General features: G+C 64.7%; 22 protein-coding genes. 8 read left to right on the top strand and 14 right to left on the bottom strand.

Features of this window, described 5'->3' with window-relative positions:
- The first annotated feature begins 76 nt into the window (after nt 1-76).
- Both EG885_RS09110 and EG885_RS09105 read left to right on the top strand, forming a co-directional pair.
- Complete coding sequence (locus EG885_RS09110; protein ID WP_131574171.1) at nt 77-1294, top strand: CaiB/BaiF CoA transferase family protein; 1218 nt, start codon at nt 77-79, stop codon at nt 1292-1294.
- Nucleotides 1291-2181, top strand: a complete 891-nt coding sequence (locus EG885_RS09105; RefSeq protein ID WP_131574170.1) for a hydroxymethylglutaryl-CoA lyase — start codon at nt 1291-1293, stop codon at nt 2179-2181. The genes EG885_RS09110 and EG885_RS09105 overlap by 4 nt, the downstream gene beginning before the upstream one ends.
- A gap of 42 nt (nt 2182-2223) precedes the next feature.
- Here EG885_RS09105 and EG885_RS09100 read toward each other — a convergent pair whose 3' ends face one another.
- The 13 genes from EG885_RS09100 to EG885_RS09040 form a co-directional block, all read right to left on the bottom strand.
- Nucleotides 2224-3492 carry a TRAP transporter large permease gene (locus tag EG885_RS09100; RefSeq protein ID WP_131574169.1) on the bottom strand — a complete coding sequence of 423 codons (1269 nt, stop codon included), beginning with the start codon at nt 3490-3492 and terminating at the stop codon, nt 2224-2226.
- Nucleotides 3489-4043, bottom strand: a complete 555-nt coding sequence (locus EG885_RS09095) for a TRAP transporter small permease (RefSeq protein WP_131574168.1) — start codon at nt 4041-4043, stop codon at nt 3489-3491. The genes EG885_RS09100 and EG885_RS09095 overlap by 4 nt, the downstream gene beginning before the upstream one ends.
- A gap of 10 nt (nt 4044-4053) precedes the next feature.
- The gene (gene dctP / locus EG885_RS09090) at nt 4054-5049 is read right to left on the bottom strand and encodes a TRAP transporter substrate-binding protein DctP (RefSeq protein ID WP_131574167.1); all 996 of its coding nucleotides are present in this window, start codon (nt 5047-5049) and stop codon (nt 4054-4056) included.
- 642 nt (nt 5050-5691) lie between these two features.
- Nucleotides 5692-6231 (bottom strand): DsbE family thiol:disulfide interchange protein, encoded by a 540-nt coding sequence (locus EG885_RS09085; RefSeq protein WP_242679575.1) that lies wholly within the window; start codon nt 6229-6231, stop codon nt 5692-5694.
- The gene (gene ccmD, locus EG885_RS09080; protein ID WP_131574166.1) at nt 6224-6367 is read right to left on the bottom strand and encodes a heme exporter protein CcmD; all 144 of its coding nucleotides are present in this window, start codon (nt 6365-6367) and stop codon (nt 6224-6226) included. Before ccmD ends, EG885_RS09085 begins: the two co-directional genes overlap by 8 nt.
- The gene (locus tag EG885_RS09075; protein WP_131574165.1) at nt 6364-7089 is read right to left on the bottom strand and encodes a heme ABC transporter permease; all 726 of its coding nucleotides are present in this window, start codon (nt 7087-7089) and stop codon (nt 6364-6366) included. Before EG885_RS09075 ends, ccmD begins: the two co-directional genes overlap by 4 nt.
- Nucleotides 7090-7142: 53 nt before the next feature.
- On the bottom strand, nt 7143-7799 hold the full coding sequence (gene ccmB, locus EG885_RS09070; protein ID WP_131574164.1) for a heme exporter protein CcmB: 657 nt from the start codon (nt 7797-7799) through the stop codon (nt 7143-7145).
- On the bottom strand, nt 7796-8428 hold the full coding sequence (ccmA, locus tag EG885_RS09065; RefSeq protein WP_131574163.1) for a heme ABC exporter ATP-binding protein CcmA: 633 nt from the start codon (nt 8426-8428) through the stop codon (nt 7796-7798). The genes ccmB and ccmA overlap by 4 nt, the downstream gene beginning before the upstream one ends.
- On the bottom strand, nt 8425-8781 hold the full coding sequence (locus tag EG885_RS09060; RefSeq protein ID WP_131574162.1) for an Mth938-like domain-containing protein: 357 nt from the start codon (nt 8779-8781) through the stop codon (nt 8425-8427). Before EG885_RS09060 ends, ccmA begins: the two co-directional genes overlap by 4 nt.
- The gene (gene secF / locus EG885_RS09055; protein ID WP_131574161.1) at nt 8781-9776 is read right to left on the bottom strand and encodes a protein translocase subunit SecF; all 996 of its coding nucleotides are present in this window, start codon (nt 9774-9776) and stop codon (nt 8781-8783) included. The genes EG885_RS09060 and secF overlap by 1 nt, the downstream gene beginning before the upstream one ends.
- A gap of 1 nt (nt 9777) precedes the next feature.
- Nucleotides 9778-11442: a protein translocase subunit SecD gene (gene secD, locus EG885_RS09050; RefSeq protein WP_131574160.1), complete on the bottom strand. Its 1665-nt coding sequence runs from the start codon at nt 11440-11442 to the stop codon at nt 9778-9780.
- 16 nt (nt 11443-11458) lie between these two features.
- Entirely contained in the window at nt 11459-11791 is a 333-nt protein-coding gene (gene yajC / locus EG885_RS09045) for a preprotein translocase subunit YajC (protein WP_131574159.1), read from the bottom strand.
- Between the two features lie 171 nt (nt 11792-11962).
- A complete protein-coding gene (locus tag EG885_RS09040; protein ID WP_131574158.1) occupies nt 11963-13129 on the bottom strand; it encodes a M20 aminoacylase family protein in 1167 nt (388 codons plus the stop codon).
- 65 nt (nt 13130-13194) lie between these two features.
- On the opposite strand from EG885_RS09040, the gene mazG reads away from it, so the two are divergent.
- Entirely contained in the window at nt 13195-14010 is an 816-nt protein-coding gene (gene mazG / locus EG885_RS09035) for a nucleoside triphosphate pyrophosphohydrolase (RefSeq protein WP_131574157.1), read from the top strand.
- A gap of 45 nt (nt 14011-14055) precedes the next feature.
- Here mazG and dusA read toward each other — a convergent pair whose 3' ends face one another.
- A complete protein-coding gene (gene dusA, locus EG885_RS09030) occupies nt 14056-15036 on the bottom strand; it encodes a tRNA dihydrouridine(20/20a) synthase DusA (protein WP_131574156.1) in 981 nt (326 codons plus the stop codon).
- Nucleotides 15037-16018: 982 nt separating this feature from the next.
- Here dusA and mqo point away from each other — a divergent pair.
- From mqo to EG885_RS09000, 5 genes are all read left to right on the top strand, one after another.
- A complete protein-coding gene (mqo, locus tag EG885_RS09025) occupies nt 16019-17650 on the top strand; it encodes a malate dehydrogenase (quinone) (RefSeq protein WP_165571088.1) in 1632 nt (543 codons plus the stop codon).
- Nucleotides 17651-18119: 469 nt separating this feature from the next.
- Nucleotides 18120-19490: a tyrosine-type recombinase/integrase gene (locus tag EG885_RS09015; protein WP_131574154.1), complete on the top strand. Its 1371-nt coding sequence runs from the start codon at nt 18120-18122 to the stop codon at nt 19488-19490.
- A gap of 182 nt (nt 19491-19672) precedes the next feature.
- Complete coding sequence (locus tag EG885_RS09010) at nt 19673-19990, top strand: hypothetical protein (protein WP_131574153.1); 318 nt, start codon at nt 19673-19675, stop codon at nt 19988-19990.
- Between the two features lie 103 nt (nt 19991-20093).
- Nucleotides 20094-20851, top strand: a protein-coding gene (locus EG885_RS09005) for an IS5 family transposase (protein ID WP_131574152.1) whose coding sequence is annotated in 2 segments (ribosomal slippage) — nt 20094-20415 and nt 20415-20851 — 759 coding nt in all. Because the reading frame shifts where the segments join, the coding sequence is not laid out codon by codon here.
- 177 nt (nt 20852-21028) lie between these two features.
- Nucleotides 21029-22501: a DUF6880 family protein gene (locus tag EG885_RS09000; protein ID WP_341352756.1), complete on the top strand. Its 1473-nt coding sequence runs from the start codon at nt 21029-21031 to the stop codon at nt 22499-22501.
- Nucleotides 22502-22664: the final 163 nt, after the last annotated feature.

The raw sequence follows: 22664 nt of genomic DNA, 5'->3' as shown, positions 1-22664 counted from the left end.
CATCTTTCCAAATATTGTATGCAAATATACAGGCACTGGGCTAGAAAGGCAGACAGGGAAAACACGAGGAGGCCTTATGAGCAAGCCACAGGAAAAGCCGTTCGGCCCGTTGCAAGGCCTGCGCGTTGTCGAGATGGGGCAACTGCTGGCCGGACCGTTCGTCGGCACCCGATGTGCGGATTTCGGCGCCGAGGTCGTCAAGGTCGAGGCCCCGGGAACTGGCGATCCGATCCGCAACTGGGGACGGCTGCAGCACGAAGGCAAGACGCTGTGGTGGCCGATCATGGCGCGCAACAAGAAGTCGGTGTCCATCAACCTGCGCGATGGGGATGGGCAGGCGCTGGCACGGCAGCTGATCGCCGAAGCGGATGTGCTTATCGAGAATTTCAAGCCGGGCACGCTGGAAAAATGGGGTATGAGCCCCGCCGAACTGCACGCGCTCAACCCCGGCCTTGTGATCGTGCGCGTGTCGGGTTTCGGACAGACCGGCCCCTATGCAAGCCGTCCGGGATTCGCCTCGGTCGGCGAGGCGATGTCGGGGCTGCGCTATATCAACGGCTATCCCGACATGCCGCCGCCGCGCTTTGGCATCTCGCTTGGCGATACCCTGACGGCGCTGTTCGCCTTCGAGGGGATGATGATGGCGCTGTATCATCGCGACCGGAATGGCGGGCGCGGGCAGGTGGTCGATGCGGCGATCACCGAAAGCTGTTTTGCGATGCTGGAAAGCACGGTCACCGAATATTCCAAGGCCGGAGAGGTGCGCCAGCCCTCGGGGACGGGCATCGCCAAGATCGCGCCCTCGAACATCTATCCGGCGAAAGACGGCACATATGTCGTGATCGCCGCCAATATCGATGCGATGTTCCGCCGCCTGACGCAGGCGATGGACCGGCCAGAGCTGGCCGACGATCCGCGCTTTGTCACCCATATCGCGCGCGGCGATCATGCCGAACTGTTGGATACCATCGTGGCCGAGTGGTCCTCGTCCCTGGATATGGAGACCCTGACGGCGCGGCTGGAGGAATTCGGCGTCGTCTATGGCCCGATCAATTCCATCGCCGAGGTGGTCAAGGATCCGCATTTCCGCGAACGCGGGATGGTGCGCGACTATCAAGACCCGGATTTCGGCACCATCACCATTCCGGGCGTCTTTCCGGTCCTGTCCGAAACGCCCGGCGATGTCGTCTGGCTGGGCCCGCAGGACGTCGGCGCCCATAATGCCGAGATTTACGGCCGGATGGGCCTGACCGAGGCCGAGATGGGCGATCTGCGCCAGCGGGGCGTGATATGACGGTCACCCTCTGCGATGTCGGGCCGCGCGACGGGCTGCAAAATCTGGCCCGGATCTTTTCGGTGCAGGAACGCGCCCATATCGTGACCGAACTGGCCGCCGCAGGGCTGCGCCAGATCGAGGCTGTCAGCATGGTCCATCCGGCGCGCGTGCCCCAGATGGCCGATGCCGAGGCTCTGCTGGACAGCCTGCCCGCGCTGACCGGCACCACCCTGTCGGCGCTGGTCCTGAACCGCAAGGGTACCGAACGGGCGCTGGCCACCCGCGCCGCCGAGATCCGCTTTGCCGTCGTCGCCTCGGACACGTTCTGCCAGCGCAACCAGAATATGGACAGCGATGACAGCATCGCGGCCTTTGCGGCGATCGCGCCGATGGTCCGGGATGCGGGCCGCAGCCTGACCGGGATCATCGCCACCGCCTATGGCTGCCCCTTCGAAGGCGAGGTGGCGCCGTCCCGCATTGCGCGCATCGCCGAAGCGCTGCTGCAGGCCGGGGCGGATCAGGTGGTGCTGGCCGACACGATCGGGGTCGCGGTCCCGCGCGACATCGCGCGCGTCCATGATGCCTGCCGCCGGGTCCTTGGGGCGGCGCCCTGGGGCGTTCATCTGCACAACACCCGCAACACCGGCTATGCCAATCTGATGACGGCGCTGGACCGGGGCGCGACCATCATCGATGCCAGCATCGGCGGGCTTGGCGGCTGCCCCTTCGCGCCGCGCGCAACCGGCAACATCGCGACCGAGGACGTCAATTACCTGCTGGCGCGCGAAGGTATCGAGACCGGTCTGGACCATGACCGGCTGGCCGCACTGGTCGATTGGCTGGCCGAACGTGTGCCCGACAAGATCACCGGCCAGCTGGCCCGCGCGGGCTGGTTCGGCGCCTGATCCGCAACAAGGGCGCCCGGCCCCAAGGCCGGGCGCCGCCCGCTACAGCCCCGGTATCACCAGAACGATCTGCGGAAACGCCGTGATCAGAACCACCGATCCCAGCATGATCGCGACAAAGGGCAGCGCGCCCCGCGCCACCACGCCAAGCGGCGCCCGGTCCAGCGACTGGATGACGAACAGGTTCAGCCCGACGGGCGGCGTGATCAGCGCGATCTCGATCAGCAGCACGAAGAAGATGCCGAACCAGATCGGATCGATCCCAAGCGCCAGAACTGTCGGCATCAGCACCGGCACCATGATCAGCAGCATCGACATGCTTTCCAGAAAGAAGCCGATAAAGATTAGCATCATCGCGATCAGCAGCAGCGCCAGCGTGGCGGTGTTGAAGTAATCCTCGAACAGCCAGGCCAGTTGCGCGGGCAGCTGATACAGCGTGATCGCCTGTCCGAAGATCTTCGCGCCGATGACGATCAGGAAGATCACAGTGGTCGTCTTGACCGTGTCGCGCACCGCCCCCAGAAACACCGCGCGGCTCAGCCTTGCGCTGGCCAGCAGGATCAGCAGGGCCACGGTCGCGCCGATCCCCGACGCCTCGGTCGGGGTGAAGATGCCGCCATAGATGCCGCCAAGGATGGTGCCCGCCAGCAGCAGGGTCGGCAGCGCCCGGCGCGTGGCAAGCCCGCGTTCGGCCCATGTCGCCCGGGGCATCGCCTGATGCGTGCCCTGAATGGCCGAGGCGATGACCACATAGATGCCGAACAGCACGATCAGCAGGACGCCGGGACCGACGCCTGCCAGAAACAGCTGCCCGATGCTTTGTTCGGTGATCGCGCCATAGATGATCAGCGGAACCGAGGGCGGGATGATGATCCCCAAAGTGCCGCCCGCCGCCATCAGGCCAAGCGTCAGGCTGCGGGAATAGCCGCGCTTGATCATCTCGGGGATGGCGACGGTGCCGACGGTGGCGGCGGTCGTGATCGAACTGCCCGAGATGGCCGAGAAGACCCCGCAGGACAAGAGCGCCGCGATCCCCAAGCCCCCCGGCCAGTGGCCGACCCAGCTTTGCATCGCCACGAACAGGTCGCGCCCGATGCCGCCCCGCAGAAGCAGGTTCGACATCAGCAGGAACAGCGGAATCGCCAGCAGGACGAAATCGTTGATGCCGCCGAACAGCGTGCTGGCCACCATCGACAGCGGCAAACCGTCGATCGCCAGCAGCCCCGCCCCGAGGATGCCAAGGGTGAAGGCCACCGGAATGCCGGTCAGCAACAGCGCCAGCAGCGCGCCAAAGATCAGGAACGGGGTCATCGCGGTGCCTCCGGAACCACCGGCGGCAGCTCCTGTTCTGCGGCGCTGGAAAATTCGGGTGCGGGGCGACCCGGCAGGCGGATCAGTTCGGCCAGCGCCTGCAGCGCCAGAATGGCAAAACCCAGAATGATCGGCAGCTCGGCGATCCAGGTCGGCATCCGCAGCATCGAGGGTTGCCGCCGCCCGAAGGCGATGGAATCCATCATCGCGCGGCTGGTCACCCACAGCACGAAGACCGAGAACAGCAGGATGGCGATCAGGCTCAGCGCCTCGGCAGCCTTCCGGCCCGCCGGGGGCAACTGGCCGATGACGGCGGTGATGCGGATCATATGCCCCTCGCGCAGGCAATAGCCCATGGCCAGGAAGGTCAGCCAGATCATCACCGTCGTCGCGACATCCGATGTCCAATGCGTGGGGGCGCGAAAGACATAACGCGCCACCACCTCATAGGTCAGCAGCACCGTCATGGCGACGATGCCCAGTTCGGACAGGCGTGCCGCCATCAGCGACAGCCCGTCCGCAAGGCGCAGCGCGCCACGGGGTGCGGTCATGCCCGTCCCCTCAGCGCAAGGCGTCCAAGGCGGTCAAGAGCCGGTCGCCGGCCTCGCCAGCCTCTTCGCGGAAACGCTCGACGGCGGGGCGCGTGGCCTCTTGCCAGACGGCGATCTGTTCGGGCGTCAGTTCGGTCACCGTCGCATGGCCGTTCTCGGCCAGCCATTCGGCAGCCTCGACATTCTCGGCCTCGGTTCCGGCGCGCATCTGATCTTCGGCGCGGATGGCGGCTTCGGTCATCCAGGCCTGTTCCTGCTCGGACAGGCTGTCCCACAGGCCGGGATTGATCACCGCGATGAACTCGGCCAGACCGTGGCTGGTCATCGTGACATGGTCCATCACCTCGTACAGCGCGCGCGACTTGACCGCCGTCGTCCCGCTCATCCCGACATCGACAAGGCCGCGCTGATAGGCGACGAACTGTTCGGCCCCGCCCACCACGACGGCTGATCCGCCCACGGCCTCGATCAGATCGCCCGTCGGCTTGCCGGTCGCGCGGACCATCTTGCCGCGCATGTCGTCGGGCGTGACGATCGGGGCGCCCTTGGACAGCATCTGGACAGGACCGTAATCCTGCCACCACAAGACCTTCGAGCCCGCCTCCAGCAGCAGAGTGTCGAAGGTCTGGCGGAATTCTCCCTCTCGGTCGGCGGCGCGGGCCAGAATGTCATAATCCGGGAACAGGAAGGCCACCGAAAAAATGCCCGCCGCAGGGACCGATCCCGCATATTCATCGGCCAGCACGATCCCCAGATCGATCGCACCGCTTGAAATCGCCTGCGGCACCTCTTGTCCCTTGAACAGCTGGGCGCTGTCAAAGACGCGCACGGTCATCTCTCCGCCCGAGATTTCGGCCAGCTGGTCGGCGAAATAATGGGTGTTTGCGCCCACCGGGTGATTGGCGCCGACCTGAACGGTCATCCGCAAGACCCGCTCGGCCGAGGCCTCGCTGGCGCCCAGCCACATCGCACCGCACATCAGCGCAGCCGCTGTTGCATATTTCATGGTTATCCTCCCTGATTTCCGGTGGTCGAACCCAGAGCAAAAGCCCCCTCCACGAGCCGACCCTGCGTGCCATAATGCATACAGAAATTTCTCTGTAAAGCAGCGCAGGCGCCCCAGCGGCGGGGTTTTCCGTCTTTGACGCAAGGCGACGCTTGTATCCCAAACAGTCCACCGGCGCCGCTGGATACAATTTTGGTGGCAAGCAGAGGCGCCTGCACCGGCATCGGTCCCCCGGTGGGCAAGCCCTGATCGTCACCAACGCGCCATCGGCCGAGGCGTTCTCTATCCGCAGATCCGCCCTGTGGGCGAGCGTCCGGCCGAGTTGGAACGCGGATCTTCAAGCCTTGCCATGCCATCTCGAAGACCCGAGGCAGGGACGGCTTCAACGGCCTGACATCAGCCCATCAAGTGGAATGGACAGAAGGTCCGTCCCCGCCGTCTGCCCGGGTGGCGGATGCATCGGCCCGGTCAGGCGTTATGCGCCGAAACCACCCATCCGCACCATGCCGCCCCGGTTCCGTGGCGCCATATCAAGAGGAAGATGTCTCAATGACCGCTTCGCGGGCCAGGGTGACTTGCGGCGTTCCGGTGTGTCACCCCCGAATCTCAGCCGACCCCCGCCGCCGCCACAGGCTGCCCCGACTATTCCGCAGCCAGCGCGCGTTCCAGTTCGGGCAGGAAACGGGCGGTGTAATCCTCGCGGATCAGGGGGCCTGCATGGCGGTAAAGAATATTGCCCTCGCCGTCGATGATGAAGGTTTCGGGCGGGGCGGTGACGCCCCAGTCAATCGCCCCGCGCCCGCGCGGATCGGTGGCGATTGCGGCAAACGGATCGCCATCCTCGGTCAGGAAGGACAGGGCGTTGGGTTCGGGGTCTTTCAGATCGATGCCATAGACCGGCAGGCGGGACGACAGTTCGGTCAGGGTCGGATGTTCGGCGCGGCACGGCGGGCACCAGCTGGCCCAGAAATTGACCAGCTTGACGCCCGGCTGCCGCAGCATCGCGTCGGTCAGCTGAACCTTGCCGGGCAGGGTCGTCACCGGCACCTCGGGTGCCTGCCGCCCGATCATGGCCGAGGGCAGGTTGCCCGGATCCTCGCGGTTCATGCCCCACAGAAAGGTCGCGGCCAGCGCCGCAAAGATCACCGGCGGCAGGATCATCAGGGGCGCAACCCTAGGCATTGCGCTCATGCTCCTGCAGGGCGCGGCGGGCGCGGGCATTGGCGGCAACGCTGTGCCAGACCAGCCCCGCGATCAGCACCAGACTGACGCCATAGGCAACCAGCACCGTGCCGGCATATTCACCAAGTTCGATCATGCGCGCATGTCCCTTACTTGCAGGGCGGCCAGACGGCGCCTGCGGATTTCGGTGCGGGTGCGGATCAGCAGCAGCGCCAGAAACAGCAGGAAGAACCCCGCCATCGACAGATACAGAGGATAGCGATAGACCGCGCTCATCCGCTCGCCCGAGGCGACGGACAGCGAGGCGCCCTGATGCAGCCCCTGATTCCAGAACAGCACCGCATAGCGCGACAAAAGCGCAAAGACCGACCCGACAAGGCACAACACGCCGGTCAGATCGGCAGCGCTGTCGGGATCCTCGACCGCCGACCACAGCGCGATATAGCCGATATAGAACAGGAACAGGATCAGGAACGAGGTCAGGCGCGGATCCCATTCCCACCACGTTCCCCACATCGGCTGGCCCCAGATCGCACCGGTGGCCAGTGCGATCAGCGTCATCACCGCGCCGATCGGGGCTGCGGCCTTGGCGGCCAGCGCGCTGACATGGTGACGCCGGACGATCCAGATCACCGATGCGACCAGCATCATCACCCAGATGTTGATCGCCATCATCGCGGCGGGCACATGCAGAAAGACGATCTTGACGGTCGCGCCCTGCCGATAATCCTGCGGGGTCAGGAACCCCCACACCACGCCCCCCACACAGCCCATGACCGCGCCGCCGACCAGCCAGGGCAACAGCCCCTCGGTCGTGCGCATGAACTTGGTCGGGTTTGCATATTCCCAGATCGACATGGTGCCTTCTATCCCCCGTTTCGCGCGGCCCCTCAAGAGGCGGGCGCGCCTTCTCACCGCAGATTGACCCGCAGCGCCGCCGCCGCCGCAAAGGGGATCAGCGCCACGACCCCCAAAGTGATGCCCGCCAGAAAGGCCAGCGGCGTAGCGATGGCCAGCCCCTCGGCGCCGCGGCGGGTGATCTCGGCCCCGAAGATCAGTGTGGGGATATACAGCGGCAGGACCAACAGCGACAAAAGGAGCCCCCCCCGGCGCAGCCCCACGGTGATCGCCGCGCCGAAGGCGCCCAGCATCGACAAGGCGGGCGTGCCGATCGCCAGAGAACCGATCAGCCACGGCACCGCCTGTCCGGGCAGCTGCAACAGAATGCCAAAGACCGGCGCCGCCAGCACCAGCGGCAGGCCGGTGGTGATCCAATGGGCCAGCGCCTTGATCGCCACCACCGCCTCCAGCGGCAGAGGGGCGGTCGCCAGCAGGTCCAGACTGCCGTCTTCGTGATCCAGCGCGAACAGGCGGTCCAGCGACAGAAGGCAGGCCAGCAACGCCCCGACCCACAGAATGCCCGGCGCGACCGGGGCCAGCGTGGCACGATCGGGACCGACGCCAAACGGCACCAGCGCCGACAGGATCAGAAAGAAGGCCACGCCCAGACCAAAGCCCCCGCCCGCCCGCACGGCCAGACGCAGATCGCGGATCAGCAGGGCGATCACGCAAACGCCTCGTTGAAGCCCGAATTGCGGGTGACGGTGCCGCCCGGAGCGGCGCGAAACGGGGTCAGATCCAGCACCCGCGCCTGCGGCAGGCCCAGATCGATATGGGTGGCGATCAGCACCGCCCCGCCCTGCCCCAGATGATCCGCCACGACCCCCGCGAACCGCGCGACCGAGGCTGCGTCCAGCGACACGGTCGGCTCGTCCATGACCCAGACCGGGCGCCCGGTGACCAGCAGCCGCGCCAGCCCAAGGCGGCGCTTCTGCCCTGCCGACAGCGCCCCCGCCGGGCGGGCGGCCAGCGCGGTCAGATCCATCGCCGCCAGCGCCGCATCCACCCCGCCGCCGCCAAAGACCTGCGCCCAGAAGGTCAGGTTTTCCGACGCGGTCAGGGCGGGTTTCAGCCCGTCGGCATGGGCGGCATAGGCGACGACATCGTCAGTCATCTCGATCCGCCCCGCGACGGGGGATTGCAGCCCCGCAATGGTGCGCAGCAGGGTCGTCTTGCCCAGACCGTTCGGGCCGCGCAGGATCAGCGCCTGCCCGGGGTCCAATGCAAAGCCCACCCCCTCCAGCACCCGCAACCCGCCGCGGGCCACGGCAAGGTCATGGACGGCCAGCAGGCTCACAGGGGCAGCAGCGCACAGGCGACGCGACGGCCCTCGGACAGGGTGACGTTATAGGTGCGCGCGGCGGTGGGCGAGGTCATCGCCTCGGCCCGCAGGCCTGCGGCGTCCAACTGGTCCAGCAGATCGCGCGGGATGGGCGCGGTGGCAGCCCCCATCCCCAGAAACAGCACATCGACCCGGCCCGCCAGCGCCTGCAGCGTGGCCAGATCGTCAAGGCCAGCCCAGGGCGTTACGCCCTGGGCCTGTACAATGACCGGACCGTGAAAGATCTGACCCGCCACCCGGAAGAAGCCCGGCCCATAGCTGTCGACGGCGGTCTGGCCGTTGAAATCCGTGGGCTCCAGCGCGGGCATCAGACCTCCTCGGCGCCTTCAAAGGGCGATACGTTCTTGCGGGTCTTGGGATCCTTGGGGTCTGGCTTGTCCCAGTTCCGCGTCACCCCCAGCCACAGCACGAAATTCTTGGCCACATAGACCGAGGAATAGGTGCCGATGAAGATGCCGAAGGTGATCGCAAAGACAAAGCCCCGAATCACGTCCCCGCCCAGCACCAGAAGCGCGATCAGCGCCACCAGCGTGGTCCCCGAGGTCATGACGGTCCGTGACAGGGTCTCGTTGACCGACAGGTTCATCACCTCGCGCAGGGCGCGCGTCTTGTATTTGACAAGGTTTTCGCGCAGCCGGTCAAAGACCACGACGGTATCGTTGATCGAATAGCCGACGATGGTCAGCAGCGCCGCGATGGTGGTCAGATCGAAGCGGATCTGGAACAGCGCGAACACCCCCATCGTGATCACCACGTCGTGAAACAGCGACACGATGGCCCCGATCGCGAACTGCCATTCGAAGCGCAGCCAGATATAGATCGAGATCGCCACAAGCGAGGCCAGCACCGCATAGATCGCGGTCTGCACCAGTTCGCCAGACACTTTCGGCCCCACCGATTCGACTGACGGGAAGGTCATCGCCGGGTCGATCCCGCGCAAGGCGGTTTCGACCGTGGCAATGGTGTCGGGGGTCACGGCTTCGGTGCCGTCCTGCGCGCTGATGCGCACCATCGCGACATTCTGGTCGGCGCCGAAGCCCGGATCAAAGACCTCGGTGATGGCCACATCGCCCAGCTCCAGCCCGCTCAGCGCGTCGCGATAGGCGGCCACGTCCACGGGTTGCGCCGATTCCGTGCGGATCGTCGTGCCGCCCCGGAAATCGATGCCGAAATTCAGCCCATTGACGAACAGCAACACGACCGAGGCCAGCACCATCACCACCGAGATGCCAAAGGTCAGCATCTGCCAGCGGAAGAAGTCGAAATTGGTCTGTTCGGGGATCAGTTTCAGACGGAAAGCCATCTTATACCTCGATCTGCTTGGGGCGCGCGCGCTCGAACCACATGATGGTGATCAGGCGGGTGACGAACAGCGCGGTAAAGACCGATGTGACGATCCCGATGGTCAGCGTCACCGCAAATCCTTTGACCGGGCCGGAGCCCAGCACGAACAGGATCGCGGCCACGATCAGCGTGGTGATATTGGCATCGACGATGGCCGACATCGCCTTTTCATAGCCCAGTTCGATCGCGCGGGCGGGCCCACGCGCGGTGCGCAATTCCTCGCGGATGCGTTCGAACACAAGGACGTTCGCATCGACCGCCATGCCGATGGTCAGCACGATCCCCGCAATGCCGGGCAGCGTCAGCGTCGCCCCGATCATCGACAGAACCGCGAACAGCAACAGCATGTTGAAAACCAGCGCGACCGAGGCAAAGACCCCGAAGCGGCCATAGGACAGGATCATCAGCATCACGACGGCGACAAAGCCGACGCCTGCCGCGATCTTGCCCGCGTCCACGCTGTCCTGCCCCAGTTCCGGACCGACGGTGCGCTCCTCCAGAAAGGTCAGTTCCGCCGGCAGGGCGCCGGCGCGCAGCAGGATCGACAGCTGGTTGGCCTCATCGAAATCCATCGATCCCGAGATCTGCCCCGAACCGGTGGTGATGGCCGAGCGGATCACCGGGGCCGAGATGACCTCGTTGTCCAGAACGATGGCGAAGGGCTGGCCGATATTGGCCGAGGTATAGGCCCCAAAGGCCCGTGCCCCCGAGGGGTTGAAGCGGAAATTGACCGAAGGCAGGCCATTTTCATCGCTGGCGGGCATGGCGTCGACCAGATCCTCGCCGGTGATGACGGGGCTGTCTTCCAGAATATAGAACAGGCCCGGCTGGTCGATCGAGGGCGCGATCACTTGGCCGATTCCCGGCTGCGCCGAGGCATCGCCGGTGGTGCCGACGACCGGGTTGAAGGTCAGCTGCGCGGTGGTGCCGATCAGTTCCTTCAGCTCGGCCGCAGACCCGATGCCGGGCACCTGAATCAGGATGCGGTCCTGACCCTGCCGCATGATGGTGGGTTCGCGGGTGCCGACCTCGTCGACGCGTCGGCGCACGATTTCCAACGATTGCTGGATGGTGCGGTCGTCGGTCAGGGCCTTTTCGGCATCCGACAGCTGGATGGTCAGGGTCGTGCCCTGCGCTGCGATGTCCAGCGTCTGCTGTCCCGCGCCGGTCAGGGTGGTGACCGGATCGGAAAAGCCGCGCGCGATCTCGACCGCGCGGGCCATCTGGTCGGCATTGCCGATCTCGATGCTCAGCACACCCTCGGGCGCGCTGGTCCGGCGGATCGCACCGACCGTGTCGCGTTCGGCGGACAGCGCACGGCGCAGTTCCGGCCACAGCGCGTCGATACGCGACTTATAGACCTGTTCGACCTGCACCTCGCCCAGAAGATGGGCGCCGCCGCGCAGGTCCAGCCCCAGATTGACCAGATTGGAGGGCATCCATGACGGCCAGCCGTCACGCGCCGCCACCAGTTCGGGCGTCTCGACGCCGGTGGCCTCGATCTGGGCCACGGCATCGTTATGCGCCTCGACACGGGCGTAAAAAGCGTTGGGCAGCGCGTAGAGCAGGCCCAGAAGGCAGATCCCGAAAATCAGGATGCGCTTCCATCGGTCGATCTGAAGCATTTGGGCGAAAGCCTTTTCAGCTGTTGGCGGCGACCGGTTCGGTCTTGGTGACGACCGAGGCGAGGGTCGAACGGATCACACGGACGCGGACGCCGGTCGCGATCTCGACCTCCAGCTCGTCATCGCGGACGCTGACGACCTTGCCCAGAATGCCGCCCTGCGTGATGACCTGATCGCCCTTCTTGACGGCCTCGACCATGGCGCGGTGTTGCTTGACGCGCTTTTGCTGGGGGCGGATCATCAGGAAATACATGATCGCAAAGATCAGGATCAGCGGGATGAACTGGGCAAAGGCTGCGGTGCCACCGGCACCACCGGCAGCCTGAGCATAAGCGGGGGTCACGAACATCAAGGGTCCTTTCGGTCAGGGGTCACGGCCATGGCCGCGTCTGGATTGGCGCGCAACCTATCTGCGACGCCCGCCCTTGGCAAGAAAGTGCCGCCCCCGCGGACTGCAAGGGCGGCCAACAGCTTTGTGACCGGTCGTCATGCCGGGGCGGGCGGTCATCGGACGCGGGCTTCAGGCGCGCGCAGGTTGGGCACGTTCGACCAGCCGGGCGAAAAAGCTGGCGCCCACCGGCGCCACGGCATCGTTGAAATCATAGGCCGGATGGTGCAGTCCCGGCCCGTCGCCCTGCCCCAGAAACAGATAGCAGCCGGGCCGAGCGTTCAGCATATAGCTGAAATCCTCGGCCCCCATCTCTCGTCCGCCATCGGCGATGACCTGCGCCGCGCCGGCGATGTCCTGGGCGACGGTGACGGCAAAGGCGGTCTGGTCGGGATCGTTGACGGTCGCCGGATAGCCCTGCTGATAATCCAGCCGGATCTGCACATCATAGGCCGCCGCCTGCCCCGCGCAGATCTGCGCCATGCGGCGGCGCACCATGTCGCGGACATGCGGGGCAAAGGTGCGGACCGTCCCGCAAATATAGGCGGTGTCGGGCACGATATTGTCGGCGCTGCCGGTATGGATTTGCGTGACCGAGACGACCAGGTCGTCCAGCGCGAAATGATTGCGGCTGGAGATGGTCTGGATCGCCCCCACCACCGCCACGGCGGCGACGACCGGATCGGCGGTCAGATGCGGCATGGCACCATGCCCGCCCCGGCCCTGCAGGTGGATCTCGAACGTATCGACGGCAGCCATGATGGGGCCGGGCGTGGTGCGGAAGCTGCCCTCGGGCTCGCCGGGGCTGTTATGCATCGCGAACACGCGGGCGATGTCGAAACGCTCCATGATGCCGTCCTGCACCATCGCATCGGCGCCGCCCCCACCCTCTTCGGCGGGCTGGAAGATCAGCGCCACGCGGCCCGCGAAATTGCGCGTCTCGGCCAGATAGCGGGCGGCGCCCAGCAACATCGTCACATGCCCGTCATGGCCGCAGGCATGCATCCGCCCCGGCACACTCGAGGCATGGTCCAGCCCCGTCACCTCGGTCAGCGGCAATGCGTCCATATCGGCGCGCAGCCCGATGGTGGGGCCGTCGCCCTGCCCGTTCAGGATCGCGACAAGGCCGGTCTGCCCGATCCCCTCGTGGATCTCGTCCACGCCGAATGCGCGCAGCCGGTCGGCGATGAAGGCGGCGGTGGCGTGGCAGTCGAAGCCCAGTTCCGGATGCCGGTGCAGATGGTGGCGCCATGCGGTCATGTCGTCGGCGAAATCGGCGATGCGGTTCAGGACGGGCATGTGGACTTGGACCTTTTGCTGTGGCAGTCGAAGGACGCATCATCCGCGACCGAAAGGGAATTGCAATGGCCCAGACCCGCGACCCCGCGACCGAGCTGACTCGCCTGCTGGACATCATGGCCGCGCTGCGCGACCCCGACACCGGCTGTCCCTGGGATGTCGAACAGGATTTCGCCTCGATCGCGCCCTTTACGATCGAAGAGGCGCATGAGGTCGAGGATGCGATCCAGCGCGAGGCCTGGGACGAGCTGCCCGGAGAGCTGGGCGATCTGCTGCTGCAGGTGGTCTTTCAGGCCCAGATCGCGCGCGAGGCGGGGATGTTCGATTTCGCCGATTGCGCGGCGGCGATCAGCGACAAGCTGATCTTTCGCCACCCCCATGTCTTCGGCACCGAAAGCCGCGACAAATCCGCCGAGCAGCAGGTCAAGGACTGGGAGGCGATCAAGGCGGTCGAGCGTGCGGGCAAGGCCGAGGGGGCCACGCTGGACGGCGTCGCCATGGGCCTGCCCGCGCTGACACGCGCCGTCAAGCTGCAGAACCGCGCCGCGCGGGTGGGGTTCGACTGGCCCGGTCCGGGCGATGTGCTGGCCAAGATCGCCGAGGAGACGGCGGAACTGGTCGAGGCCCGCGACAGCCTTGGCGCCGCCGAGAGGGAGGAGGAGTTCGGCGATCTGATCTTTGTCATGGCCAATCTGGCGCGGCATCTGAAGATCGACCCGGAACTGGCGCTGCGGCGCGCCAATGCCAAATTCACCCGCCGCTTTGGCGCCGTCGAGGCGGCGCTGGCCGCCAGGGGGCGGCGCCCCGAAGACAGCGATCTGGCCGAGATGGATGCGCTGTGGGATGCCGCCAAAGCCGCCGAGCGGGCGGCACGGGGATAAGGGGGCGCTGCCCCCGTCCCGTTCCGGGACTCCCCCGGGATATTTTCATGAAGAAGAAAGGCTGGTGATCTGCGACAGGGCCGCGTCGTAGACCTCGATGCCGCCTTTGGAGGCGTTCTCGGACAGGGTGCGTTTCCAGGCCCGCGCACCGGGCTGGCCGTGAAACAGGCCCAGCATGTGGCGGGTGAACTGGTGCAGGCGGCCGCCCTGCGCCAGATGCTGAACGATCATCGGGCGCATCGCGGCGGCGGCGGCGGCGGCATCGGCAAAGGGCGGCGTGTCGTCCCACAGACGGTCGGCGGCGCCGAGGATCGTCCAGGGGTCGTGATAGGCGGCGCGCCCGATCATCGCGCCGTCCATCACGTTCAGATGCGCGTGGATCTGGTCCATGCTGTCGATGCCGCCATTCACGGACAGGTCCATGTCGGGAAATTCGGCCTTCATCCGGTGCACCAGCGGATAATCCAACGGCGGGATCTGACGGTTCTCACGCGGGCTGAGGCCCTTGAGCCAGGCCTTGCGCGCATGGATGATCACCCGCCGGATGCCCGCCTGCCGCAGGGTGGTCAGAAAGGCGGGCAGGATCTGGTCGGGATCCTGATCGTCGACGCCGATGCGGCATTTGACCGTCACCTCAACCGGGCTGACGGATTGCATGGCGGTGACGCATTCGGCCACGAGATCGGGCGTGGTCATCAGGATCGCCCCGAAGGCGCCCGATTGCACCCGGTCGCTTGGGCAGCCGCAGTTCAGGTTGATCTCGTCATAGCCCCAATCGGCGGCGATGCGGGTCGCCTCGCGCAATTGCGCGGGGTCCGAGCCGCCCAGTTGCAGCGCCAGCGGATGTTCGGCGGCGTCGTGATCCAGCAGCCGGGCCCGGTCGCCATGCACGATCGCGGGGGCGGTCACCATTTCGGTATAAAGCAGCGCGCGGCGCGACAGCAGGCGGTGGAACCGGCGGCAATTGCTGTCGGTCCAGTCCATCATCGGCGCGACCGAGAGCCTGTGGGGATGATGTGTGTTCATTCTGCTGCGTCTCGACAACCATCCGACATGCGTCTTGTCCCGCCCCGTCCGGCGAGGTTTCGTTCCCCGGCTGCATACAGAATGTCGCGGGGGATGGCCATCCGGGTCAGGGCGCGCATCGCCGCGTCGGCGCAGAGCGTCCCAAGGGACCACCCGGACCCGGACCATGGGCGCAACCGGCGGTAACGGATCACGGCAGCCATCCAAAAGCAACGCCCTGCGCAGCTTGATGAATCGTGTTCCCGGCTTGTTTCGTCAGTCTTGTCGATCCGGTCGAGGCCGGTCGGGGCCAGTCGTCGGCAGGCAGGAGTTTTCCCATGATGGGGAGGGATCACGAATGTCGCTGTCCAGCGGAGGGGTGGAAATTGCGGGCCGGGCGGGCCTTTGGCGTTTCGGGGCTGGCCCCGTTCCCGGGGCTGGCACTGGTCCGGCGGGCATCCGGGGCGGTCCTGCCCATCGGGGTCGTCCGGTTGGACCGGATCATCGAGGCGAACGCGCCGGGCGGTCAGGCTCCGGCCACGGGCACCATCTGTCAGCCCGCCGCAGCCCATGCGGGGGAACCTGTCGCCCCGCAGATGCGCATCGGCGCGCCTGGCAAGGCCCGAGGTCCGGCGCGCGCCGTTCCGGGTGTGTATCCTCGGCCCGGGGCTTTCTGTCGGCGGGCGCGGCGGGCCCTGTGCCGTGTCGGCCCCGATCCGGTTCTGACAGCCCTGTCCGGGCAATCGGCCGGGCCCTGCAAGGGAACGGGACACTGCCTGCGACGGGGGCAGCATGCCTTTGATTCTGGCCCTCACGATCCGGCAGGGCGTCTTTGGGATGCCCTATGTGCCAGAAATCGAACGGGCCAGTATGCAAAATCACGCACAGCCATTCCGCCCGTGCATGGCTCCTACCCATAGTGATTAAACTGCCGCGCAGGTTGTTTCACCCGCCCGCGCGCTTCGCTAGGTCAGTGACAAATGACATCCCGAAGGACATGCCGATGACCGCCATGACGACATCCACCCGCAGCGATGCGTTCCGCCCCTCCCGCCGCAAGGTGCTGATCGGCGGTGCGGCGCTTGGGACGCTGGCCCTTGCGGGCTGCGGGCGCAGCGCCCTGCCCGCCGAAGGCCGGGTGGACGTGGCGATCATCGGCGGCGGCATCATGGGCGCGACCCTTGGGGCGATGCTGGGCCAGCTGCAGCCGGGTTTTCGCATGGCGATGTTCGAACGGCTCGATGCGCCGGCGCTGGAAAGCTCGGGCGTGTGGCACAATGCGGGCACCGGCCATTCGGCGCTGTGCGAACCGAACTATACCCCTATCCGCGACGGTCGGATGGTCATCGACAATGCCGTGCGCATCAACGAACAGTTTCAGGTGACGCGGCAGTTTCTGGCCTCAATGGTCCGTTTGGGCGAGATGGGCGCACCGCGCAGTTTCCTCAATTCGGTCCCGCATATGGGCTTTGGCATCGGCGCCGAGAATGTGGATTTTCAACGCCAGCGCCATGAGGCCCTGACCGCGAACCCGCTGTTTGCGGGGATGGAGTATTCCGCCGATGCGGGCCGGATCGCCGAATGGGCGCCGCTGCTGACCGAAGGCCGCGAGGCCGCGCAGCCGATCGCCGCGACATGGCACCCGCTTGGCACCGATGCCAACTGGGGCGAGGTCACTCGACAGCTGGTCGCCTCGTATATCGCCAAGGACGCCAACCGCCTGCATCTGAACACCGAGGTCGAGGATATCGCCCGCAATGCCGACGGGTCCTGGCGGATCACCTTCCGCGCGACGAATGGCGACACCGCCGCGCGCGCGATCGATGCCACCCATGTCTTCAACGGCGCGGGCGGGGCGGCGCTGCTGATGCTGCAGAAAAGCGGCATCCCGGAATCGCGTCTTTATGGCGGCTTTCCGGTCGGCGGATCGTTTCTGACCCACGAGGATCCGGCGATTGCCGACCGCCACCTGTCCAAGGCCTATGGCCGCGCCGCAGCGGGCAGCCCGCCGATGTCGGTGCCGCATCTGGACACGCGCTATGTCGACGGGGTGCGCAAGCTGGCCTTTGGTCCCTTTGCGACCTTCTCGACCAATTTCCTGATGCAGGACAGCTTTACCGGGCTGTTCCGGTCGATGAACACCGCCAACCTGCGCCCGATGATGGATGTCGGCATCGACGATTTCGGGCTGGTCACCTATCTGGCGGGTCAGGTCGTGCAGACCCAGTCCTCGCGGATCGATCAGGTGCGCGAGTATTTCCCCGACGCCCCGTCCGAGGGCTGGACCCTGACGCAGGCCGGGCAGCGCGTCCAGATCATCAAACGCACCGAGACCGGCGGCGGATCGCTGCAATTCGGGACCGAGCTGGTGACCTCGCAGGATGGCAGCTTCGTGTCGCTGCTGGGCGCCTCGCCCGGCGCCTCGACCGCGCCGTCGATCATGCTGGACGCGCTGCAGCGGATGTTCCCGGACCGCTTCGCCTCTGCCGCATGGCAGAACCGGCTGCGCGATCTGGTGCCCAGCTTTGGCACCGCGCTGGCGGACGATCCCCGTCAGCTGGCCAATGCCTGGGCCTATTCCACCGAGATGCTGGCGCTGCGCCGCCCCGAAGACCTGCGCCGCGACACGCTGTAACCGCGCCGGCCGGGTCGCGCGGCGGCCCGGCTGAACGACGGCTTGCGCGGGCGTTTCGGGTCAACCCGGGTGCCTGTGTGGTCCCATTCAAGAAACGACATGAAACGCCTTGAGGCGACCATTCAGGGCCGTCAGCCCTTGCGCGGCCGTACCCGTGCCAAAGCAATGGGAAAGCGTCACGGACAATCTATTCTGTATTTTTTAATTGGTGCCCGGAGACGGATTTGAACCGCCGACACGCGGATTTTCAATCCGTGCTCAGTTGATCTCCGCACATCAGCGCAATCAGCAAACGCTCGCGCGTTTTCTATTTTTTTTAGTAATAACAATGACTAATTCTTTAATATTTTGCTAATGATAGTGCAGACTAGATCATCGTCACCAGCCGCCACCGCCCGATGCAGTGCCACCATTGTGCCACGGCATCAGCCGCCCCAAGTGTCCTCCTACAAGATAAGGGAGGACTACTATGTCACGGATGATACTGACGGATGTTCAGATCAGAGCGCTGCGGGTCACGCACCGGACCGAGATCATGGACGAAAAGGAAGTGGGTCTAATGCTTCGTGTCTATCCGTCCGGACGCAGGACATTCGCGTTTAGGATACGCGGCAAGGACAGCAAGCTTCAGAATGCCAAGATCGGCGAGTATCCCGATGTCAAACTATCGACCGCGCGCCTTCAGGCGTTTGAACTGCGTCAGCGTGTGCGCGCTGGAGAAGATGTGACGGCAACCGCCGAGAAAGCCGCGAAAGCACTCAAGGAGGCCGCGGCAACGGAGATTCCCAACCTTGGCGAGATCATCGAAGAATATGCGATGGCGGTTGGCCACCGGTTCCGGATCTGGGGAAAGACGAAACGTGGGAGCGGATCCGAGGCGGAAATGCGGATCAAGGCGGTGTTCGGTCACCGGTGGCCAACGCGTGTCACCGAATTGTCCTTGCGCGATCTGTCGGATGATATGATAGGATATCGTCCACTATCAGGAAAGGTGTCTGCCAACGGCCAAGTATCGCGGGCGCGGGCCTATCTGTCGCCTGTCTTTGACTGGTCGGCCAACCGCAAGAGGTTCAGGAAGATCGGCTTCGGACGTCGCGTTCCCCTTCCCGTGATAGACCTGACCGAAACGCATGACCCAGCATCCGACGATCCGGCGATCACCGGACGCCGAGATCGCGCCTTGGATCAGCATGAACTGAAGGCACTGCTTCCGCTGCTGGTTTGGCCGGCTCCGGACTGCCTTGGGATGCAGGTTTCCCCCGAGGTGGACATCCGCCCGATCGCCCTCCGGTTCCTGTTGCTGACCGCGGCAAGGCTTGACGAACTCGTCCGGATGCGCTGGCAGGATTTCCGGGAGGCTGAGGCAAACTGGCACAAACCGCATGTCAAATCAGTCCGCGGAGATAAGCGTCAGCAAACGCTGCCGCTCTCCGACGCTGCGGTTTCACTTTTGCGCAGTCTTCCGAATTACACCGATCGGCGGCCCGACGGCCTTGTTTTTCCCAACAAGCAAGGCAGAGCGCTCGGGAACTGGGATCGGATTACCAGTGCGCTTCAGCGTAGAAGCGGGACATCCGGGTGGCACCGCCACGACCTGCGGCGGACAGCAGCGACAATCATGGAGAAGGTTAAGACGTCCGAGCGCGTGATCGACAAGATTCTGGCACACAAGGCCGGCACCAAGGACGAGACTGTCAGCCGAGCGCTGGGAAATTACATTGCTTCGGAGTTGGAGCTGGATTTCGTGAAGGATCCCCAACGGGACGCTTTGGACAAACTGGCTGAAGTTTATGCACGCATTGAAAATGCCCAGCGCCACCCTCCTAACCAAGACGTTTAGTCAGAGTGTTCTTGGGGATACCGCGAAACTACGCCGCCTGATCGAGCGGTCGGGCGTGGCATTCATCGAGTTGGATACCCCGGTGACAGTTGAAACAAATAGGTTCGGCCTGTCCGATGCGGCGCAGTTCGAGGCGATCCTCGGCAGGCTGGATGCGATGCTGACGACCTGGCTTTCATGGCATGGTCTCGACACTGAGGAATGGCGTTCCGACCTTTGCGGTCGATCCTGTTTCCGGTGGCGACAAGGTCACCCGTCAGGCAGACAAGCCGGGCTGGACGGAAGCATTTAAACCAGAACTGGTCAGCGACGAGAATCTTTCAACAACCGTGACCCGATGCCTGTCCGAGGCAGGGGGCGCCAAATCGGCCCTCGTAAAGGAACCGGCGATCCTGTTCCTAAAGGATTTCGGCGTCGAGTTCACAGTGGCGCTGCAGGTTTCGCCCGGGCCGAAGTTGCGGGTCGCCCTGATACCGAAAGTCGGCAAGGTTCTTGAATGACAAAAGAGATTAAAGGCCCGTAAGCGGCGGCATCGCGCTAGGGTCAGGATGCATTGATTTCCGTTTCGCGGCGTGATTCACGGCCCAGAAACGGAGCGGTGACATGAGCGACCTTTTCTGGCTGACTGCCGCGCAGATGGCACGCATGGCCCCCTTTTTTCCAAAGTCGCACGGTAAGCCACGCGTTGATGACAGGCGAGTTCTTAGCGGGATTATCTTCATAATCCGCAATGGCTTACGCTGGCGTGATGCACCTACCGCCTACGGGCCTCACAAGACGCTTTACAGCCGTTGGAGGCGTTGGAGCGGGAAGGGCATTTTTGCTCGGATGATGGCCGGGCTTGCTGCCGAACACGGTGAAGAGAAGACCGTGATGATAGATGCGACATACCTGAAGGCACATCGCACAGCGACCAGTATGGCCGTCAAAAAGGGGGGCGTGGTCGCCTGATCGGCCGAACCAAAGGCGGCATGAACACCAAGCTGCACGCCATTTGCGACAGCCAAGGACGACCGCTCGACCTGTTCATCACCGCCGGTCAGGTGAGCGATTATATCGGCGCACGGGCGCTGCTTAGCGGCTTGCCAAACGTCAAATGGCTGCTTGGTGATCGCGGTTATGATGCTGACTGGTTGAGAGACGCATTGCAGGACAAGGGGATACGCGCCTGCATCCCCGGTCGGAAGCAACGCAAGACGCCGGTCAAATATGACAGGCGTCGATACAAGCGGCGAAGTCGCATCGAGATCATGTTCGGCAGGCTCAAGGATTGGAGGCGCGTGGCAACGCGATATGACAGATGTCCGAAGATCTTCCTCTCGGCCATCGCCCTCGCAGCAACCGTCATCTATTGGTTATGAATCCTGACCCTAGACACAGTCTATGCACACACGGCCCATAGCGGCCGGTCAGGAGCGCAGCGACGCCGCAATGCGGCTTTCCCAGACCGGCCATTCATCCATAGCGCCGCCAAAACTTGCCCCCACGGTCTGACCATGGCACCTATTGGGGCAACAGTTCAAACCTGAGACCTGCCAATGGCCCGTAGTCCCACCCTGTCCGCTGACATGTTGAAAGACCTCGGAGCCGACAAACTTGCGCAGCTGGTTTTCGAAGAGGCTGAGCGCAATGCCGGGTTCCGGCGGCAGGTCAAAGCAGCGCTGGCCGGCAAATCCGGCCCCGAAGCCATCGCCAAGCTGATCGACCGGCGTTTGTCAGGGCTGGCGCGGGCAAAGAGTTTCATCGAATGGGACAAAGCCCTCGCCTTTGCTGACGATCTTCGCAGTCTGACCGATACGATCACTTCAGAGCTTGGTCCTGCGGCCCCGGCGCTGGCCATCGACCGGTTGCTGCGATTTATCGCCACACATGAGCAGGTGTTCGAGCGCGTCGACGACTCCTCGGGCCGCGTTCAGGATGTGTATTATCAGGCGATTGCCGCCATCGAAGGTCTGATGCAGAGCCTGACCGCTCCCGATGCGGATCTGCTCCCCGACAAGATCATGACCGCCCTTGGTGAAAGCACGCATGGCTATCTGGCTGATGTGACCGATGCCGTGGCTTCGCATCTGCCGAAACATAGCCTGGACCGCTGGGATGGTGATCTGACATCCGCCATAGCCGAGAGGCAGGCCGAGGAAGCGGCGCGCGAACCGGATGGCTGGTTCTATTCCATGACATCTCAATGGGAGAGGATGCGCCAAATCCTTGCCTTGGCGCGGGGTGATATCGACCTGCTCATTGCGCTGGAGGCGAAGAAGAAGCCACATATGCAGGATACGCTGGGGATCGCTGCACAGCTTCTGGAAGCCGGGCGCAGTGCAGAGGCGTTGGAATGGGTGCGCAAACCGGGCCAACGCCCGTATGGCGAGTCCGACGGAGAGCTGTCACCGGCGCGCGTGAGACTGGAGACGCGTATTCTGGACGCCATGGGCGATAGATCTGCCGCGCAGACCCTGCGTTGGCGTTGCTTCGAGGCGAAACTATCGGCGGATATTCTGCGGGATTACCTCAAGCAACTGCCCGATTTTGAAGATATCGAAGCCGAGGACCGCGCCCACGCGCTGGCGCTGGAAAAGACAGAACCTGAGGCGGCGCTGCAGTTCTTCCTCGACTGGCCGCGCCTCGATCTCGCGGCAAAACTGATCGTCACGCATCCGGACCGTTGGGATGGGGGCGCGTGGCACATCCTGCCGAAAGTCGCGTCGCTTCTGGAACACGATTATCCGTGGGCGGCGACGATCCTCTACCGGGCGCTACTCGACGACATTCTGGATCGCGCGCGGTCCAATGCCTACGGGCATGGCGCGAAATACCTTGGGAAACTGGAACTGCTGGCCCGGGAGACGGATCCCACCCGCCCTGGCACAATGATCGACCACGCCACATATCTTGCGAAACTGAAAAAAACGCATTCGCGCAAATCAGGGTTCTGGACGCGCGTCGGCGATGATGAGCCAAAGACACGACAGACCATCGGGTTGCGTGGACCCGTGTGGGTCAGGAAGTGACGGCCCTAAGCGGACAGTCGGTGGCCGCGAGATGCTGCGGTGCGAGTTCGCCAAGCCGGACGTTGCTGCAGGGCGCAGAGATATCTATCGGGCCGTGTCCGCTACGCGGGACGGGGCTGCCGTTGGCATGCCCTATGGGCACCTCACCTTGAGATCGCGCCCC

It is taken from the genome of Paracoccus nototheniae, from assembly GCF_004335005.1.
In the GTDB taxonomy this organism is placed as follows: Bacteria; Pseudomonadota; Alphaproteobacteria; order Rhodobacterales; family Rhodobacteraceae; genus Paracoccus; species Paracoccus nototheniae.
The sequence above is the reverse complement of the archived record's forward strand: the minus strand, read 5'-3'. Positions and strand labels throughout refer to the sequence as shown.

Excerpts from the sequence above, each read along its gene's own strand:
- EG885_RS09040 (WP_131574158.1), bottom strand. The coding sequence starts at position 13,129 with ATGCCCGTCCTGAACCGCATCGCCGATTTCGCCGACGACATGACCGCA.
- mazG (WP_131574157.1), top strand. The coding sequence starts at position 13,195 with ATGGCCCAGACCCGCGACCCCGCGACCGAGCTGACTCGCCTGCTGGAC.
- EG885_RS09095 (WP_131574168.1), bottom strand. The coding sequence starts at position 4,043 with ATGACCGCACCCCGTGGCGCGCTGCGCCTTGCGGACGGGCTGTCGCTG.
- yajC (WP_131574159.1), bottom strand. The coding sequence starts at position 11,791 with ATGTTCGTGACCCCCGCTTATGCTCAGGCTGCCGGTGGTGCCGGTGGC.
- ccmD (WP_131574166.1), bottom strand. The coding sequence starts at position 6,367 with ATGATCGAACTTGGTGAATATGCCGGCACGGTGCTGGTTGCCTATGGC.
- secD (WP_131574160.1), bottom strand. The coding sequence starts at position 11,442 with ATGCTTCAGATCGACCGATGGAAGCGCATCCTGATTTTCGGGATCTGC.
- EG885_RS09105 (WP_131574170.1), top strand. The coding sequence starts at position 1,291 with ATGACGGTCACCCTCTGCGATGTCGGGCCGCGCGACGGGCTGCAAAAT.
- EG885_RS09110 (WP_131574171.1), top strand. The coding sequence starts at position 77 with ATGAGCAAGCCACAGGAAAAGCCGTTCGGCCCGTTGCAAGGCCTGCGC.
- EG885_RS09060 (WP_131574162.1), bottom strand. The coding sequence starts at position 8,781 with ATGCCCGCGCTGGAGCCCACGGATTTCAACGGCCAGACCGCCGTCGAC.
- EG885_RS09000 (WP_341352756.1), top strand. The coding sequence starts at position 21,029 with ATGGCCCGTAGTCCCACCCTGTCCGCTGACATGTTGAAAGACCTCGGA.
- EG885_RS09075 (WP_131574165.1), bottom strand. The coding sequence starts at position 7,089 with ATGTCGATCTGGGAATATGCAAACCCGACCAAGTTCATGCGCACGACC.
- EG885_RS09100 (WP_131574169.1), bottom strand. The coding sequence starts at position 3,492 with ATGACCCCGTTCCTGATCTTTGGCGCGCTGCTGGCGCTGTTGCTGACC.
- EG885_RS09085 (WP_242679575.1), bottom strand. The coding sequence starts at position 6,231 with ATGCCTAGGGTTGCGCCCCTGATGATCCTGCCGCCGGTGATCTTTGCG.
- dusA (WP_131574156.1), bottom strand. The coding sequence starts at position 15,036 with ATGAACACACATCATCCCCACAGGCTCTCGGTCGCGCCGATGATGGAC.
- mqo (WP_165571088.1), top strand. The coding sequence starts at position 16,019 with ATGACCGCCATGACGACATCCACCCGCAGCGATGCGTTCCGCCCCTCC.
- EG885_RS09015 (WP_131574154.1), top strand. The coding sequence starts at position 18,120 with ATGTCACGGATGATACTGACGGATGTTCAGATCAGAGCGCTGCGGGTC.
- EG885_RS09010 (WP_131574153.1), top strand. The coding sequence starts at position 19,673 with ATGGTCTCGACACTGAGGAATGGCGTTCCGACCTTTGCGGTCGATCCT.
- secF (WP_131574161.1), bottom strand. The coding sequence starts at position 9,776 with ATGGCTTTCCGTCTGAAACTGATCCCCGAACAGACCAATTTCGACTTC.
- dctP (WP_131574167.1), bottom strand. The coding sequence starts at position 5,049 with ATGAAATATGCAACAGCGGCTGCGCTGATGTGCGGTGCGATGTGGCTG.